The organism is Fictibacillus sp. 7GRE50 (genome assembly GCF_015903875.1).
GTDB lineage: Bacteria > Bacillota > Bacilli > Bacillales > Fictibacillaceae > Fictibacillus > Fictibacillus phosphorivorans.
The window spans coordinates 204,500-220,633 of record NZ_JACZDW010000003.1; the positions used below are offsets into that span (position 1 = coordinate 204,500).

Consider the following 16,134-nt stretch of genomic DNA (forward strand, 5'->3'; position numbering starts at 1 on the left):
AATAAGTAAAATCATTGAAAGAGGGGTTGCATGTTAAAATACAGAAATATTACTTTTATTGGTGCAGGTTCAATGGCAGAAGCAATGATATCAGGATTGATCAACAAAGCCAAAATTTCTCCTGATCGAATCATAGCCGCGAACCACACGAATGAAAACAGAAGATTAGAACTAACGAACAGATATAACATTACGACAACTTCAGTTCAAGAACTCTCATTAACGAATACAGACGTGATTATTCTTGCGGTAAAACCAAAACAAGCGGAAGAAGTTCTTCAACAACTTCGACCCGCACTTCAAGATCACCATGTCATTTTATCCGTTCTTGCCGGAATTTCAACAACGTATATAGAGGAGATCCTAAACAGATCTTTACCTATCATTCGTGTTATGCCTAATACATCGAGTATGATTGGTGAATCCATTACAGGTATTAGTGCCGGTAAGTATGTAAAAAATGAAGATTTGGATTTAGCTCAAGAATTGTCGAAAGCTATTGGCAAAGTGAAAATTATATCTGAGAAACAGATGGATGTTTTCACTGGAATAGCCGGTAGTGGACCTGCGTATTTTTATTACTTGCTTGAACATATGGAAGATGTCGCTGTAGAAAACGGACTTGATCGTGAATTAGCCCGTGATATTGCAGCTCAGACACTTTATGGTGCAAGTAAGATGGTTATGGAGTCCGATGACTCTCCAGCTGAACTAAGAAAGAAAGTGACCTCACCAAACGGCACGACTGCGGCAGGACTTGATGCACTTGCAGAAAATGGCGGTGGTGTTGCCATTGAAAAAGCCGTGGAACATGCTGCAAAACGTTCCAGATCACTTAGAAAAGAATTTGAAAAAATTCCTGTTATGTAAATAAAATTCCGGAGAGGAGCTGTCATTATTGTGGCAGCTCCTCTTTTTTTGGTTATTGACTGGTTTTTATTTTTTAAAAATAGAATGCGCTTACGGTACGTGAAATTTTATTGGGTTTGAGTGCGGAACATTTTATCACTCAATTTCAGGAAAACCTAAATCAAACAGTGAAACGGCTATGACTTGATAGCCTTTTTTGTTTGGATGAATCGTATCAAAACAGACGAGCTCACTCTCTCTTCCCATAAAGACACTGTATAGATCTGCTACTTTCACATATGGCATCTTCTCATAGCTCTTGATCAAATCGTTAAACATGTTGACCCATTGCATGGCTTTACTCCATTTAAAGTACGGGTTATACAACGTGCATATTCTGATGATAAACGGCTCTGTTGAGTTTCTTTTTAATTTATAGATCTTCTTAAAAATTTTGTTTAGATTTTTTTTGCAATTTTCTAAAGCATGATAGATCAATTCTTCTTCTTTCGTAAACATATATTTAAAAGCCGCTTGAATAAGATCGTTACCACCAGCTGTGATTAATATGATTTTAGAATCCTTAATCGACCGTTTGATCTCTTTATCGCTTAAGGAATTTAATATTTCTTCGGAAGTTGTACCCGTTACTGCGAAGTTTTTTACTAAGATGTGCTTATCAAAAGTAGTTTGTGTGAAGTTTACAAATCTTCCCACATATCCTTTGCCGAACACCGGTGCTCCTACTCCAACAGTTAAGGAATCACCGATCGCCGTTAACAGCCATTCACATGAAGTATGTTCATCAGACATAAATCCCTTATCCTCCTTTTCAAAGCACACATTTCTATTATTAAAATATGATGTGTTTTAAATTTGGACAGGGCGTTTTCATCACTTCCACGAAAGGGTTATGTCCCTTTTTCATTCGTTGAATATACATATATAGAAACTATTATGAGGTGATTTTTTTTGAAAGAGAAATCTGTAAGAATGTTTCCATATGGCGGATACGACCCTTTTACTACACCAACTGCAAAGGGATATGCAAATAGCCAAACGGTACCCGGCAGACCGCCATACGCTCCAGCAGCTCCAGCTTCTATGCCACAGCAGCAATATTCACAAGGATTAACTCAACAGCCATTCATGCCATATATGATGCCAATGATGCCACCTGGTGCGATGTCACATCCAATGATGCAAGGTATGCCATTTAACCAACAGCAGAGTCAAGGCAATCAAAATTCAATGGGTATGATGCCGAACAATCAAGGATCTGGACTTAACTTCGGAAAAATGATGGGCGGAGCAAATCAAGTGATGGGGCTTGCACAGCAAATGGGTAACATCCTTTCCTTTTTTAAATAGAAGCCTTTATCAAAGGTTTCTATTTTTTTTGAGCATCTTATAATATCGATTAAAGAGAAATACAGACTCTATTTTGTGTAGACCAGACCAATACGTCATCCATGTGGAGGGAGAAGGTTTATTCACTAACTTCATCTTCTTTAATACATACTCTTCATCATCAAACCAATTCGAACCAAGATAAGGTCCACTACAGTTGTGCTTCCATACATCTAGAAGAAATGGACTATATATTTTCGTGTTATTTTTCACTTTGAAAAAAGAGAGCTTTTCTTTAGGAAACTTATCCGGAGAAGGATAGATAGCAGTAAAACTTTTGTGATCATAATCACATCGCGATCCCGTATGAGGAATAGCATTCGCAAACCTGTGTATGTTCGTTGCAAACTGTGTTTGAAATAATGTGGAGTATAAATTTTGTCCCAACCGAATTCTTTCATCAAGGTTCTTAAAATGGTTCATGTTTCTTCCAATTGATTGTTTCAACGGCCATGTAGGAAACAATATTTGCGAAAGTTTCAGCCATTCTTGTAGACGATATGTGATAGAATTTAATAATTCTTTATATTCTTCTGTTTGAACAAGTGCTTTTTCAATATGACTTTGTTCATTAATAATCTGTGCGACAGGAAGTAAAAAGCCCTGATGTTCTTGGCGTATATAAATCTCCCAAACGCCTTCAATAAATGGAGAAATGTTGAAATGATGACTAAGATGAAACAGAGATATTCCTGTTCTTTTACTCTCTTCGTATAAAAGCAGTTGAGGATAAGCATCCTCAAAAATCATACTGTTTCCTTTTTCAAGCATGTCGTACAATTTTGTTAGAAATGTTTCTTCAAGAATGTGTGGTAAGAACTCTCCTTTAAGATCACTCATAAAATATCCAGCGTTTCTAGAAACCATATGAGCTAAAAATGACCATGAGATCTCAGGGTGTTTATTATAGAACGTTAAATAAGCTGTGGTACGTGTGACATTATTTTTGTTATAGCGTTTCGTCTCTGCTTTGATTCTTCGAACTAACTCTTTGCTATTGCTTTGAAGATTTATCTTAACTTCTCCGTGTCTTCTTTTTATTCTTTTCCATTCATCTTGTAGCAACATCCTCTGCTCTTTACTGAGTTGCCAGATTACTTTTTCTCTATGAAAAAAGGGAAAGGCATTTATGACCATTTCGAACGGGATGAGTGTTAATTTTGTAAATAACCGTTTTGATGTCATCAGCTTAACACCCTCCTTTTCTTTCAATGTATGAAAAAAGCAAACGAAAAACACCCTTTCCGTTACAAGGGTGTTTGTTCATCGACTATTTTATTTAGTTGCTACGCCACCAGATAATAAAAACTTCATGGCATCTTCAGGTTTTACATCAAGAACTTTGATCTTGTCTTTTGGTACTAAAAAAGTGAAACCTGCAATCTGAAACGTTTGAGGGATGTAAACAGCAACGTGATCTCTCAACTCATCACTTAAACTACTTACATCTTCAGTCGTAACAAAACCTACACTTTTTACATTCAGTTCCGGATATTCAATCAGCACTACTTTGGAAAAAGATCTTTTCTCTCCAAAAAGAGAGTGAATCGTATCTTTTATCACAGAATAAATCGTCTTAACAAAAGGTGTCTTCTCTAGCACGCGATCGATAAGACTAAATAACTTTCCTGATACATATTGAGTAGACATCCAACCCAAGACAGTAATCAGTACAAGCGTCGTGATAAGTCCGATGCCTGGTATATAATCTTCTTTTAGAACATCTTTTAATAAGTTACCAAGGATGCTGTCTAAAAATCCAAAAATCTTATATATCAGATAAACAGCTAACACGATCGGAAGGATAGTCAGCAGTCCATTTATAAAGTACTTGAGTATTTTTTTCATATTTTCCCCTACAATTTAAGACTAGTTAACGACAGAAGTATTCTTTTTTATCTGTCTCTTAAAGTGGTCTTGCAGTTTAAGTGTTACAGGACCAATGTCGTATGTTTGATTCTCTGAGCCTACAAGTTTGGTAACTGGTGTTACTTCCATCGTTGTACTTGTAATGAAAACCTCGTCTGCGTTTAAAAGGTCATCTACAGAGAATGCTTCTTCTAGAACGGAGATGCCATTTTCTAGTGCTAATGTAATCACGATTTGTCGAGTGATACCATTTAAGATCAGATTTGTACTTGGATGTGTTTTCAATGTTCCATTTATTACGATAAATACGTTGGATGAAGACCCTTCTGTTACTGTTCCATCTCTGTGCTGAATCGCTTCTTGACAGTCAAAATCTGCCGCTTTCCGTTTTGCCATCACATTGCCAAGTAGGTTTAAGCTTTTAATGTCACAGCGCAGCCAACGGATATCTTCTGTTAGATAAGTGCTGATTCCACTTGCTTGAGATTTCGCAATGTTTTCAAGTGAAACGGATTTTGCAAAACCTGTTACAACACTTTGCATATTTCTTTCATAAAGATGATTTCTGGGTGCGACTCCACGAGTCATCTGAATGTAGACCATTCCATTCTCAATGTTGTTCTTACTGATCAGTTCATCTGTAAGCTTTTTAAACGTAGAAACATCATAGGGCATTGCTAGTTCAAGTTTCTTTGCACTTTGTTCAAACCTCGCGAAATGCTCTTTAAACGCAAAAGGTTTTTTGTCATAAACAAATACCACTTCATAGATTCCATCTCCGAAAAGGTAGCCTCTGTCTTGGGGATCAACTGGTATCGATCCGTCTTTAATAATTTGATCATGATACAAAACGTATGAATTTTCCATGATTTTACCACCCCATCACTATAATATGTATACAGTTGAGCTTTCATCTACTTTAAATGAAAAAGTGGATGCCTTCAAGTGTCACTTTGTCAGTATTCACCGTTGCTTTGAAGATCGTTGAATTTCAATACGGGTTGCTCGATTTCCAGGTTTAAACATCATACAAGCAATCATACAAAAAACCGCTTTTATAAGCGGTTTAATTCTCATTATTGCTTTACTGTTTTAACAACTTTATGATCCTCTACTGTAACGATATATAGTTCCTTGTCCATTTCGATCAAGAAGTCATTATCATACTGTTCTTTCAACTCTTCCTCAATCTTAAAAGGTTTCTTAAAATGCTCGTCGATAACATTTAATCGATCTTTTCTTTCGTTCTCGCGATTAATAGTATCATAAACAAAATATGCTAAAAATACGATACCTAATGAGATGATGATCTTAGCCGTTTTACTCAAAGTTATGTATCCCCTTCCCCTTTATTCCAAGAACAAGTATAACCTAAAAGCGGCAAAACAAAAACACCTGGTTTCCCAGGTGCTCTACTCTTACTTCCACCACGTATCGTGAACGGACGCAGGATGGTTTCTCTTATGCATCGTCTGGATGTATCTTTTTTCAATTTTTTCTTTAGATGACGAAGAAACTTCCTTTCCTTCCAGATAGTCATCGATTTCTTCATATGTTACTCCGAGTGCTGTTTCATCAGGAATCAGCGGCTTGTCGTCTTCAAGATCAGCTGTAGGAACTTTTAAATATAGACGTTCTTCTGCGCCTAGTTCTTTTAACAGCTCTCTTCCTTGTCTTTTATTTAATCCGTACAATGGAACGAGGTCGCATGCTCCGTCACCATGTTTTGTAAAGAAGCCAGTTATCGCTTCTGCTGCATGATCTGTACCGATGACCAAACATTGATAAGCGCCTGCAATATCATATTGAACTTTCATTCTTTCGCGTGCTTTCGTGTTCCCTTTTAGAAAGTTAGAAAGTTCTTTTTCAGTTGCCTTTGTAATGGCACTCATTGAAGCATCAACGGCCGGTTTAATATCTACGGTTAAAGATACATCTGGCTCGATGAATTTTAGAGCACGCTGAGCATCTTCTTCATCTTTTTGTACGCCATATGGAAGTCTAACCGCTACAAAAGTATATGTTTCTCCCGTTTCATCCTTTAGTTCGTTCATAGCAATCTGAGCTAATTTACCAGCAAGACTTGAGTCTTGTCCACCACTGATGCCAAGAACATAACCTTTTGCACTAGATTTTTTTACATAGTCCTTTAAAAATTGAATTCTGGATTTAATCTCTTTCTTTACATCAATTTTTGGTTCCACTTTCAACTCTGAAATAATCTGTTTTTGAAGTTCCAATTCTATCGCCACCTTTTGGTCTATAATATCTTTTTTCCACTGTCTATCCACTTTTAATCAAGCTTATAGTCTTTTTCTAATGAAAACAAACAGTCCAAAGAGCGTTTTGCCCAAGGACTACCGTCCACTTCTAACTTGTCTATGTACTGATTTAAGGCATGTTTTAAAGATTCTTTGTAGGAGGGAAGTTCACCATCGTAGCTTTTGATCGTATGAACTGGCACCCATGTTTTCTCTCCATAACTTAGCGCTCTTCTTTCTTGGAAAAATGGGACATCTGCTTGTTTAGGGTTATGAAGATCACCTTGCCAAGGGTGGTGTTTTACTGCCAAAACTTCAAATAACACCATCTGGTTACGCTCTTCTCCTGCTTTTCCTATATACTGCCCGGTTTTATAACTTGCGAGTACAAGGTTTTCATTATTCATCCCTTTTTGTCTCCTTCATCGCATTGATTTCATTAGACACTACAAAGGCAAGGTCTTCATTGCCGAATAACGATAAAACTTGTAGTACAGTATCATGAGGGATATGCTCTGCTTCTTCTATCGACACAGTTTGCTCTAGCATATGCATTACATACTCATTATTACTTTGATCTGGATACGCTTTAAGATAGACACCTTTAGGATCAAGCTTATTATTCACACACCATTGAGCGTAAATGATGATCATCATACCTTCATCTTTTTGATAATTACTTATCACTTGTTCAGAAACATCGTTTGCTTTATTATTCATCTCTATCACCTCTTTAATCACTCTTTTACGCTGTTTTTGCATTCCATTTTGAATAAAAAGTCATCTATATACCGTTAACTTTAAAACAGGAAAATAAAAAAAGCCAGTATTATCACTGGCTTTGTAGCTTAAACAGTTTGTTGTTCTTTTTGTTCTGTCTCATAACGGTTACGCGGGTGATCTAAACATTCTTTCGAACAAGAACGCTTATGCTTCACTTCACACTCCGTACAGCAAACATGTTGTTTATTACATTCTGGGTTTGCACAGTTCACGTAACGGTCTTCTGTCTTTCCGCAATAATAACATGTAGCGATCACTACATCTTCTTCTGTACGGTTAACGGGAACAGAGATTCGTTCATCAAACACATAAAGTTTGCCATCCCAAAGCTTTCCTTGGACTTCATCATCTTTACCGTACGTTACGATTCCGCCTTCAAGCTGTGATACATCTTGAAAACCTTCTTGAAGAAGAAAGCCTGAGAACTTTTCACAGCGGATTCCACCTGTACAGTACGTTAACACTTTTTTATCTTTAAACTCGCTAATATTTTCGCGTACCCATTTTGGAAAGTCTCTTGAAGCTTTTACATCTGGACGGATGGCACCACGAAAGTGTCCGATCTCATATTCATAGTCGTTACGACCATCAATTACGATTACATCTTCATCTTGGAGCGCTTCGTAAAATTCTTTTGGAGATAAACGTTTACCTGATAACTGGTTCGGGTCAACATCATCTTCAAAGCGCCACGTTACTAGTTCCTTCTTATGGCGAACAAACATCTTCTTAAATGTATGTTCTTCTACTTCATCTATTTTAAAAACAATATCTTCAAATCGCGGATCCGCTTTTAGATGATCCATATAGATTTGAGTCTGTTCATACGTTCCTGACACAGTTCCATTGATTCCCTCAGGAGCAACGATGATTCTTCCTAAAAGACCTAGATCTTTACAGAACTTTAAATGTTCGTCTTTATAGCTCTCTGGATCATCGATCGGAACATACTTGTAATACAATAGTACTCTCATTTTTTCTGACACAATTAATCACCAACCTGCAACGTTAGTTTATTTTTGCGACGCCAAATAAAAAACCACCGGTCCCAATAGCCTTCCCCGTGGTGAGTACCGGTCTAACCGATATTCGAGATATTTAATTGGAAGTGGCGCGCCCACCAGGATTCGAACCCAGAATACGAGAGCCGAAATCTCGTGTGATATCCATTTCACTATAGGCGCTAATTACGTCACGAATAATATCATAAGCTTTTTCAAAGAATAAAACAAGTATTTTTTACATGAATTAAATAAACAAACCTTAATTTACCAAATGAAGCAGATCCATTTTTTCTTCTATACTCTCATAAACAGTAATGACTGGTTCTTCTGGATGCCATTTGAATACACCTTTTTCTCCATTTAAAATAGCTGGGAAATGGAGTGTAGAAGAAAAAGCATCTTCAAACCATACACCATGAGACAAAATATTTGAGATAAACATTTCAGCTTCAAGTTCCATGAATTGAATTCTTTTTTCCCAAGCAGCTTTTTCTTCTGCATTCAACTGAGGTTCGACTTGCTGAAAAGATTCATACCACAAGTCAAACTCCCTTTGTAAGTTATGCAGAGAATCAAACTCTTTTGAGAGGACTGGAAGCAATTGGTTGGCTTCTTCTAATGTATAGCGCTTCATTACATCGGACTCCTTCATCTTCTTGTTCGTATTATATCAAATGATAAATACTTTGCACACAAAAATGACAAGAAGAAAACCTTTTGGGTCACCAAAAGGTTAAACGGTAAGACATATTTCTTTCTTAGGATTCTTTAAGTCTAAATAAAAATCTCTAACTGTTTCATCTTCAAGTAATTCTGGAAAATCTCTTCTGTATTCTGAGCTGATTAATATTTGCTCAACTAAATCCACAGATCCTCTTCTAAGCAGAAGCCTTAATGTCAACCATTTATCCCGTTTTGATTTTAGATGGAACTTTGTTATAAACAACATAATTCTATCATCGCTTGTGAACGTTTTTTCCTTTTCTTTTCGTAAATTAATTTGAGATACCGTTTTCATAGAGAACACCCTCCCTTTAATTTGCGAGCTCTTAATACCATTATTATTCAGTTTTTTCTGAATTATACTTGTCCATCCTAGAAAACTAGTTTTTTTTGGACGGGTATTAATAGAAAAGCTTGCATTTGCCTCATCAATCTTAATTTGATTAAATATGTTTATAAGCAATTAACTAGGAGCTGTGTTTAATGAAAAAACATCAAAATGAAATCACACTTGGTAATTTCCATTCTATACTGTCTGAATCCGAAACATGGAGGATCGGAGGTTTCCCTCTTCCAGATGGATCCTTCCATGAGTTTAGAGAGCCTGAGGCAGTCGTTATCGTTAGAAATGACGAACTGTATGTGAGAGTAAATCCTTTCACTAAATCCCACCCTTCTGTTCAGTTCTTAGATAATGCAAAACACATGTATTATTCAAATGAACCGATCAAAGTGCCACAAGACGGAACAGTCACTTTTCAGTGGAAGATGCGTTCACGTCCGATCGGAACGAATGCAAATGACCTGTATGATGGTTTTGTTTCTGTAAACTTATTAGATTTTACGACAGGAGCAGCACTTGATTTCTTTGCAGGTAACGATAAATACGCTAGCGTCTATGCCGTACTCCCATTTCCAGGTGTCTCCGTACCTGAGACAGATAAAACAAGATACTTTTGTATCTTTAAAGAAGAACAAGAATTTAATCAAAGAGAATGGAACAAATACCAAATCACATATAATCGTTCAGGCGATGAGGTTATATTCTCTGTGAACGGAAATATTGTTCGAACCGAAAAACACGTGCCGATCAAATTCAATGAGTTCACGGTAGCATTAGGACTGATGACCGAAAAAGACCTATCTTCTGAAGGAAGTACATCCCTTCATGGTCAAGGGATTATCGGTGAATGGTCACCTATGAAAGTATTGATAAGTGAATAATACAGAAATCGGCTAAATCCTTTAAAGGTCTGCATGATGCGGGCCTTTTTTTATTTATTCTATAAATACTTTGAAAATTCCTTTTTTTGCGACAGTTTTATATAATAAGTATTGAGTAATTAAGAGAGGAAGCGGCAAAATGTCACAAAATATTGTGTTGGATTTAAATGAGATCACACTTGAAAAGGTACAGCATTATTTTGAGAACGGTGACTTAACATCAGTTGAACTGGTCATGTTTTATCTTGATCGCATCTCTAACTACGATAAACAAGGACCTATGATCAACTCCGTATTAGAGATCAACCCTGATGTATTATTCATTGCGAAAAGTTTGGATTTTGAAAGACAGAACGGCAAAGTTCGAGGACCTCTACACGGTGTTTCTGTCATCATTAAAGATAACATCGACACTGCCGATCAGATGCATACGAGTGCAGGTTCTCTGGCTTTAGAGAACCATTATGCCAAAAGTGATGCTTATGTCGTTAAGAAGTTGAGAGATGCTGGTGCAGTCATCATCGGAAAAGCAAATATGACGGAGTGGGCTAACTTCATGGCATATGATATGCCTAACGGTTTTAGTTCACGAGGAGGACAAGTACTTAATCCATATGGACCAGGAGTATTGGATGTGAGTGGATCTAGTTCAGGCTCAGCTGCTGCTGTCGCCAGTAATTTTGCTGCACTTAGCATAGGAACTGAAACTTCAGGCTCTATCCTATGTCCCGCCGGAAATAATAATATCGTTGGGATCAAACCAACTGTTGGTTTAGTCTCTCGATCAGGTATCATTCCGATTTCAATCAGTCAAGACACGGCTGGTCCCATGGCACGAAATGTTAAAGATGCTGCGATTCTCCTTGAAGCTATACAGGGAAATGATCCACTAGATGCTGCAACATTGTCCGCTCCACAGCATTGTAACTATATAGAAGGATTAGAACAAGCCACTTTAAAAGGCAAACGATTTGGTGTATCTTACGAATTTTGCATTAAGCATTTAAATCATACACAAAGGTCAGTCTTCGATGAAGCATTAAAGCTCATTGAGGATGAAGGTGGGGAAATTATTTATTTAGATCAGATCTCACCTTTAGAGAATAATGAATCAGATTATAAAGTGCTCTTACACGAGTTCAAGAGTGGTCTTAACCATTATTTACGTTCTGTTTCATCAGAGATTAAGATCTCCTCTTTATCTGATGTCATAGATTTTAATGTACAGAATAAGGAAAAGTGTTTAAAGCACAACCAAGAGCTGTTGTTAGATAGCAATATGACTGAAGGAACATTAACGAGTCCAGAATATCTTAATGCGAGATTAAACGATCTTGAGATGACGCAAAATAGAGGAATAGATCTTGTTATTAAAAAACATAACTTAACGGCTCTCATCAGTCCAAATGACGTATGGTATGCTATTCCTGCCAAAGCAGGATATCCTTCCATTTCAGTTCCTTCTGGGTTTGATGATGATGGGTTACCACTTAGTGTTATCTTTACTGGAGAAGCATACTCCGAGAAAAAATTGATACATACAGCTTATGTCTTCGAACAGATTTCTCACAAGAGAGTTCCTGTAGTATTTTAATACACACGAATGATTTAATTCGCCAACATGTTTCTTTATAACTCTCTTTTCTAAATGATTGTCGTTTTTCCTTTGTCTATTGATTGGAATGGAGATCAACTACTTCCAAAAGCGACAAAGCTTTCATAAAGATTGCCATAACAAAACAAAGGATGAGCCTTCTTGAAGAGGCTCATCCTTCTATTTTCAGCTCTTTTTTCAGTTAAAACTATACGTTATATTACCCTACTACTGCTTTTAATGCAGAGATTGCATGATCGATATCTGCATCACTAACATCATAATGCGTTGTTAACCGGATCTGACCTTCACCGAACGATACGGCAAGAACTCCCTCTTGTTTTAGTCTTTCTAAAAACTCTTCATTTCTCTGTTTTGTTTTTTCAATATTGACGATTACTATATTAGTATCAGGTCTATTCACTAATACTAGCCCGTTTATATCTTCAATGGCACCTGCTAACTTTCGTGCTTTATCATGATCTTCAGCTAATCGGTCGACCATTTTTGTTAATGAAATGATTCCACTAGCCGCTAAGAAACCAGCTTGTCTCATTCCCCCGCCTAGACGTTTTCTCCACTTACGGGCTTTTTGGATAAACTTTTTGTCTCCTGCAAGAATGGAACCCACTGGTGAGCCTAATCCTTTGGATAAACAGATTTGTACAGAATCACAGTATTGGGTAAAATCCTTCACATTCTTGTTCGTTGCAACGACAGAATTAAAAAGTCTCGCCCCATCGATGTGGACAGGAATACCTGCATCTCTAGCCACATCATAAATGCTCTTCATGTTATCTAACGAAACAACAGATCCACCTGAACGGTTATGGGTATTCTCGAGACAAATCAGCGATGTATCCGGAAAATGGATATCATCAGAACGAATCGCTTGTTTGACTAAAGCAGGATCCATCTCTCCTCGAACACCTGTTATTACTCTTGGCTGAACACCTGCTAATGCAGAGATAGCTGCTCCTTCATAAAAGAATATATGAGACTCTGATTCAACGATGATCTCATCTCCGGGTGAACATTGAGCAAGCACCGCCAATTGATTTCCTTGTGTTCCGCTTGTTACAAACAAAGCAGCTTCTTTTCCAGTGATCGCAGCGGCAAGCTTCTCAAGCTTATTGATTGTTGGATCCTCTCCATAAACATCATCACCAACTGTAGCCGTGTAGATAGCGTCTCTCATTTCTTTAGTAGGTTGTGTTAACGTGTCACTTCTAAGATCAATCATACTCCACCTCATCCGGTTTTTTCGTATCTTTTATCATTCAATCACACCATATAAAAAACTAGCATTTCGTTTAATCACAGAAAATCCCAAGTCGTTAAACTTCGTACTGCTTTTATTATCTTTCATCACGACTCGTTCGGACGCTACTCTTTTTGCTTCTTTAATGATTGTGTCGGTAAGCTCTCCGTAATCCGCACTGCTCTTTAATCCCTGTATACCAGGAGATGAGATTGTGGATTCAAACATCGGATCAAAATAGACCACATCAAAACTGTTGTCGTGCTGTTTTTTTAGAAAATCATAATGATTTTCATGTACCACATCAATTCTTCTCATCGCGTCATTCATTTCTTTAGAGTTGGACTCCCACACTTGAAGACCGCTCTTCACGACAAATGAAATGGCTCTACTACTCTCCACTCCAACTACAGCCCCTCTTCTACCCGTTACCAAACTAGCAACGATCGCATCAGATGCTAGTCCCAACGTGCAATCTAAGATTTTCATTCCCTCTTTGAGCTGCGACGCTTCTATAAAAGCATCTTTCTCTCCTCGAAGAATCTGTTTAACGCGAAACATAGAAGAATTCGGATGAAAAAAGAACGGTGTGCTGTCGTCTTTTGGATGATACGAGATTTTGTCCACTCCGATCATAAGAACATGGTCATTATATTTCCTAATGATTGAAGAGATAGAGTGGCTATCTCTATCCACAAACATCCCGTCAATCGAGACGGCAACTTCTTGCGCTTTGTTTTTTAATCGTGTTGCATTTTTACCAGCTGTCGTAATGATCATTGTTTTCACCTGTCTGTTTTATTATGTACGATTCCTATTAATCCTCTGTCTCCTATAAACCTGCAAGTAGAATCACGTATCATTTGCATATCTCATGGAACAAACCTAAAATATGGGAAGATAGAAGTATGAGGAGGCTCCAATAATGAAAAAGGGTTTATCGTTTCAAACCTTAGGAAATTTTACATACCGTTTTCGTAAGCTTATTATAACATTTTGGGTTCTAACTACCATTCTCTTAGGCTTTTATGCTGTTAAACTTCCTTCGATCTTAAGCGGCAGCGGGTTTGAAATGGATGGATCTTTCGCAAAAGTAGAAAATATTCTTCAGGATAAGTTTGATCAACCAAAATCCTCCGTGATGCTTGTCTTTGATTCTAAAAAATATGCTCCTGAAGATCCTGAGTATAAGGCTTTTGTATTGAGTTCGATCAAGAAAATGGACGGCGTCCAAGACGTTGTTGCTATTCAAAGTCCTTATGATGTTCCTGACAAAACGATTAAAGAGAACGTTTCTTTTGCTTCTGTTCAGTTTGATAAAAGTTTCGGAGACCTTAAAACGTCTATTGATCAAATAAGAGATCGGTTGCCAGAAGACAAAGATATCTCTGTTTCTTTAACAGGTGGACCCGTGATTGCTGAAGATATGAATACTGCAAGCCAACATGATCTCGCTAGAGCAGAGGCGATCGGAATACCTGCGGCTCTAATCATTCTTCTCCTCGCTTTCGGCGGTTTAATCGCAGCAGGTTTACCAATCATTGTCGGTTTGATCTCGGTTGCAAGTTCACTTGGCCTTCTCTATTTTTACGGACAGACAACCAATGTGAGCATTTTTTTACTTAATGTTGTTCCAATGATCGGTCTTGCGTTAGGAATAGACTTTGCTCTTTTACTAGTCAACCGTTTTCGTGAAGAGCTTCATCGCGGTATCGAAAAGGCTACTATAATTTCTGTACAAACGGCTGGCCGTTCTATTGCCTTCTCAGGTTTATGTGTGTTCTTAGGGCTATCCGGCATGCTGTTGATCGATATTGATATTTTTAAAACCGTTGCGATCGGGGGCATGGTTGTTGTCGTCCTCTCGGTTCTAAATGCTATTACGTTCTTACCCGCCATGTTAGCAGTTCTAGGACAGCGAGTGAACGCTTTAAAATTATTTAAGACGAAAGAGAACAGTAAATCGGTTTGGCATACCTTTGCTGCTTTTGTTATGAAACGACCTATCATCATGGCTGTAGTCGCCGCTCTTGCACTCGGTTTATCTGTTACACCCGTGAAAGACATGAAACTATCCATACCAGAAGCGGACGCACTGCCACCAGATTACGAATCAAGACTTGCGTTTGAAAAATTCGAAAAAACGTTCGGCGAAGATGAGTTATATCCCGTAACATTAGTAGCTGAATCTAAGAAATCATTTCTTACAGACGAAGGTTCACTCGTAGCTCTTGAAAAACTAACAAATGATCTTCAAAGTGAAAAAGAAGTAAATAAAACCGAATCTGTTTTTACTTACACAAATCAATTAAACGGGTCAGAGCTCTTCCAAGCCCTGCAGACCGATCAAGGTAAACAGCAGTTCTCCCCTGTTCTGAAACCTTTTATCAATGAAGATACTGCAGTTATTAAGGCTTATTTATCAGTTGATGTGACAGGTGATGATGCGAAACAGTTCGTTAAAAAATGGGAAAAAGAACATGAAGGTCTGTCCATAACAATCGGTGGAGTTACGAAGTTTAATCAGGAGATTTTTGATGAGATCATAGAAAAAGCGCCTTATGGGTTAGCTATTGTTCTTATTACGACACTCTTCATTCTCATGATCGCATTCCGATCCGTTTTTATTCCGATTAAAGCGATCTTTATGAACATGCTTAGCTTATCCGCTACATTCGGCATCCTTGTTTGGATCTTCCAAAGCGGTGTCATTATGGAACCTGTTGATATCGGACTGATGATTCCCGTCTTCACTTTTGGAATCGTTTTTGGACTCAGTATGGATTACGAAGTCTTCTTGATCTCTAGAATACAAGAGATCTATGAAGAGACAGGCGATAATGATCGTGCTACGTTACTCGGATTAACTTCCACATCTAAAATCATTACATCTGCTGCAGCAATCATGATCGTAATCACAGGATCATTTGCTTTTACAAATGTTATGCCTGTGAAACAGATTGGTATAGCGATTGCACTCGCCATATTTATTGATGCAACCATCGTGAGGATGGTCTTCGTTCCTTCGCTCATGAAACTGCTAGGAGACTGGAATTGGTGGATGCCATTCATAAAGAAAAAAGAGAAAAATAAAAGCGGCACCCTTTCTTAAGGGATGCCGTTTTTAAAAGTAATTGTGGGAAAACCGTACATTAT

The 16,134-nt window shown here is 37.7% G+C and carries 18 protein-coding genes and 1 tRNA gene; 5 read left to right on the plus strand and 14 right to left on the minus strand.

Going from position 1 to position 16,134, the window contains the following annotated elements:
- The first annotated feature begins 30 nt into the window (after nucleotides 1-30).
- Nucleotides 31-870, plus strand: a complete 840-nt coding sequence (proC, locus tag IHV12_RS12205; protein WP_197191064.1) for a pyrroline-5-carboxylate reductase — start codon at nucleotides 31-33, stop codon at nucleotides 868-870.
- Nucleotides 871-1,005: 135 nt separating this feature from the next.
- On the opposite strand, the gene IHV12_RS12210 is transcribed toward proC, so the two are convergent.
- On the minus strand, nucleotides 1,006-1,662 hold the full coding sequence (locus tag IHV12_RS12210) for a GDSL-type esterase/lipase family protein (protein WP_197191065.1): 657 nt from the start codon (nucleotides 1,660-1,662) through the stop codon (nucleotides 1,006-1,008).
- A 159-nt stretch (nucleotides 1,663-1,821) separates the two neighbouring features.
- Between IHV12_RS12210 and IHV12_RS12215 the strand changes: the two genes are divergently transcribed.
- The gene (locus tag IHV12_RS12215) at nucleotides 1,822-2,220 is read left to right on the plus strand and encodes a hypothetical protein (protein WP_197191066.1); all 399 of its coding nucleotides are present in this window, start codon (nucleotides 1,822-1,824) and stop codon (nucleotides 2,218-2,220) included.
- A 9-nt stretch (nucleotides 2,221-2,229) separates the two neighbouring features.
- Here the strand turns inward: IHV12_RS12215 and IHV12_RS12220 are convergent, their stop codons facing one another.
- From IHV12_RS12220 to IHV12_RS12270, 11 genes are all read right to left on the minus strand, one after another.
- Nucleotides 2,230-3,444, minus strand: a complete 1,215-nt coding sequence (locus IHV12_RS12220) for a DUF2515 family protein (protein ID WP_197191067.1) — start codon at nucleotides 3,442-3,444, stop codon at nucleotides 2,230-2,232.
- A gap of 90 nt (nucleotides 3,445-3,534) precedes the next feature.
- A complete protein-coding gene (locus tag IHV12_RS12225) occupies nucleotides 3,535-4,107 on the minus strand; it encodes a DUF502 domain-containing protein (RefSeq protein WP_197191068.1) in 573 nt (190 codons plus the stop codon).
- A gap of 21 nt (nucleotides 4,108-4,128) precedes the next feature.
- Complete coding sequence (gene dat, locus IHV12_RS12230; RefSeq protein ID WP_197127887.1) at nucleotides 4,129-4,995, minus strand: D-amino-acid transaminase; 867 nt, start codon at nucleotides 4,993-4,995, stop codon at nucleotides 4,129-4,131.
- Nucleotides 4,996-5,204: 209 nt separating this feature from the next.
- Nucleotides 5,205-5,456 carry a hypothetical protein gene (locus IHV12_RS12235; protein ID WP_137789510.1) on the minus strand — a complete coding sequence of 84 codons (252 nt, stop codon included), beginning with the start codon at nucleotides 5,454-5,456 and terminating at the stop codon, nucleotides 5,205-5,207.
- A gap of 90 nt (nucleotides 5,457-5,546) precedes the next feature.
- A complete protein-coding gene (gene nadE, locus IHV12_RS12240) occupies nucleotides 5,547-6,368 on the minus strand; it encodes an ammonia-dependent NAD(+) synthetase (RefSeq protein ID WP_197191069.1) in 822 nt (273 codons plus the stop codon).
- A 53-nt stretch (nucleotides 6,369-6,421) separates the two neighbouring features.
- On the minus strand, nucleotides 6,422-6,796 hold the full coding sequence (locus IHV12_RS12245) for a kinase-associated lipoprotein B (protein WP_197127885.1): 375 nt from the start codon (nucleotides 6,794-6,796) through the stop codon (nucleotides 6,422-6,424).
- The gene (locus IHV12_RS12250) at nucleotides 6,789-7,109 is read right to left on the minus strand and encodes a hypothetical protein (protein WP_197127884.1); all 321 of its coding nucleotides are present in this window, start codon (nucleotides 7,107-7,109) and stop codon (nucleotides 6,789-6,791) included. Before IHV12_RS12250 ends, IHV12_RS12245 begins: the two co-directional genes overlap by 8 nt.
- Nucleotides 7,110-7,237: 128 nt before the next feature.
- A complete protein-coding gene (locus IHV12_RS12255; protein WP_197128236.1) occupies nucleotides 7,238-8,146 on the minus strand; it encodes a rhodanese-related sulfurtransferase in 909 nt (302 codons plus the stop codon).
- A gap of 135 nt (nucleotides 8,147-8,281) precedes the next feature.
- A tRNA-Arg gene (locus IHV12_RS12260) sits at nucleotides 8,282-8,356 on the minus strand.
- A gap of 79 nt (nucleotides 8,357-8,435) precedes the next feature.
- The gene (locus IHV12_RS12265) at nucleotides 8,436-8,810 is read right to left on the minus strand and encodes a DUF2203 domain-containing protein (RefSeq protein ID WP_197127883.1); all 375 of its coding nucleotides are present in this window, start codon (nucleotides 8,808-8,810) and stop codon (nucleotides 8,436-8,438) included.
- A 99-nt stretch (nucleotides 8,811-8,909) separates the two neighbouring features.
- The gene (locus tag IHV12_RS12270) at nucleotides 8,910-9,194 is read right to left on the minus strand and encodes a hypothetical protein (protein ID WP_197127882.1); all 285 of its coding nucleotides are present in this window, start codon (nucleotides 9,192-9,194) and stop codon (nucleotides 8,910-8,912) included.
- Between the two features lie 188 nt (nucleotides 9,195-9,382).
- Between IHV12_RS12270 and IHV12_RS12275 the strand changes: the two genes are divergently transcribed.
- Nucleotides 9,383-10,123, plus strand: a complete 741-nt coding sequence (locus IHV12_RS12275; protein ID WP_197191070.1) for a DUF6081 family protein — start codon at nucleotides 9,383-9,385, stop codon at nucleotides 10,121-10,123.
- Nucleotides 10,124-10,262: 139 nt separating this feature from the next.
- Nucleotides 10,263-11,717: an amidase family protein gene (locus tag IHV12_RS12280; protein WP_197191071.1), complete on the plus strand. Its 1,455-nt coding sequence runs from the start codon at nucleotides 10,263-10,265 to the stop codon at nucleotides 11,715-11,717.
- A gap of 220 nt (nucleotides 11,718-11,937) precedes the next feature.
- Here IHV12_RS12280 and ltaE read toward each other — a convergent pair whose 3' ends face one another.
- Both ltaE and IHV12_RS12290 read right to left on the minus strand, forming a co-directional pair.
- Nucleotides 11,938-12,960, minus strand: coding sequence for a low-specificity L-threonine aldolase (gene ltaE, locus IHV12_RS12285; protein WP_197191072.1), 1,023 nt, complete (start codon nucleotides 12,958-12,960; stop codon nucleotides 11,938-11,940).
- A gap of 33 nt (nucleotides 12,961-12,993) precedes the next feature.
- The gene (locus IHV12_RS12290) at nucleotides 12,994-13,758 is read right to left on the minus strand and encodes a class I SAM-dependent methyltransferase (RefSeq protein ID WP_197191073.1); all 765 of its coding nucleotides are present in this window, start codon (nucleotides 13,756-13,758) and stop codon (nucleotides 12,994-12,996) included.
- A gap of 145 nt (nucleotides 13,759-13,903) precedes the next feature.
- Here IHV12_RS12290 and IHV12_RS12295 point away from each other — a divergent pair, with 145 nt between their 5' ends.
- The gene (locus tag IHV12_RS12295) at nucleotides 13,904-16,090 is read left to right on the plus strand and encodes an MMPL family transporter (protein WP_197191074.1); all 2,187 of its coding nucleotides are present in this window, start codon (nucleotides 13,904-13,906) and stop codon (nucleotides 16,088-16,090) included.
- The last annotated feature ends 44 nt before the right edge of the window (nucleotides 16,091-16,134 follow it).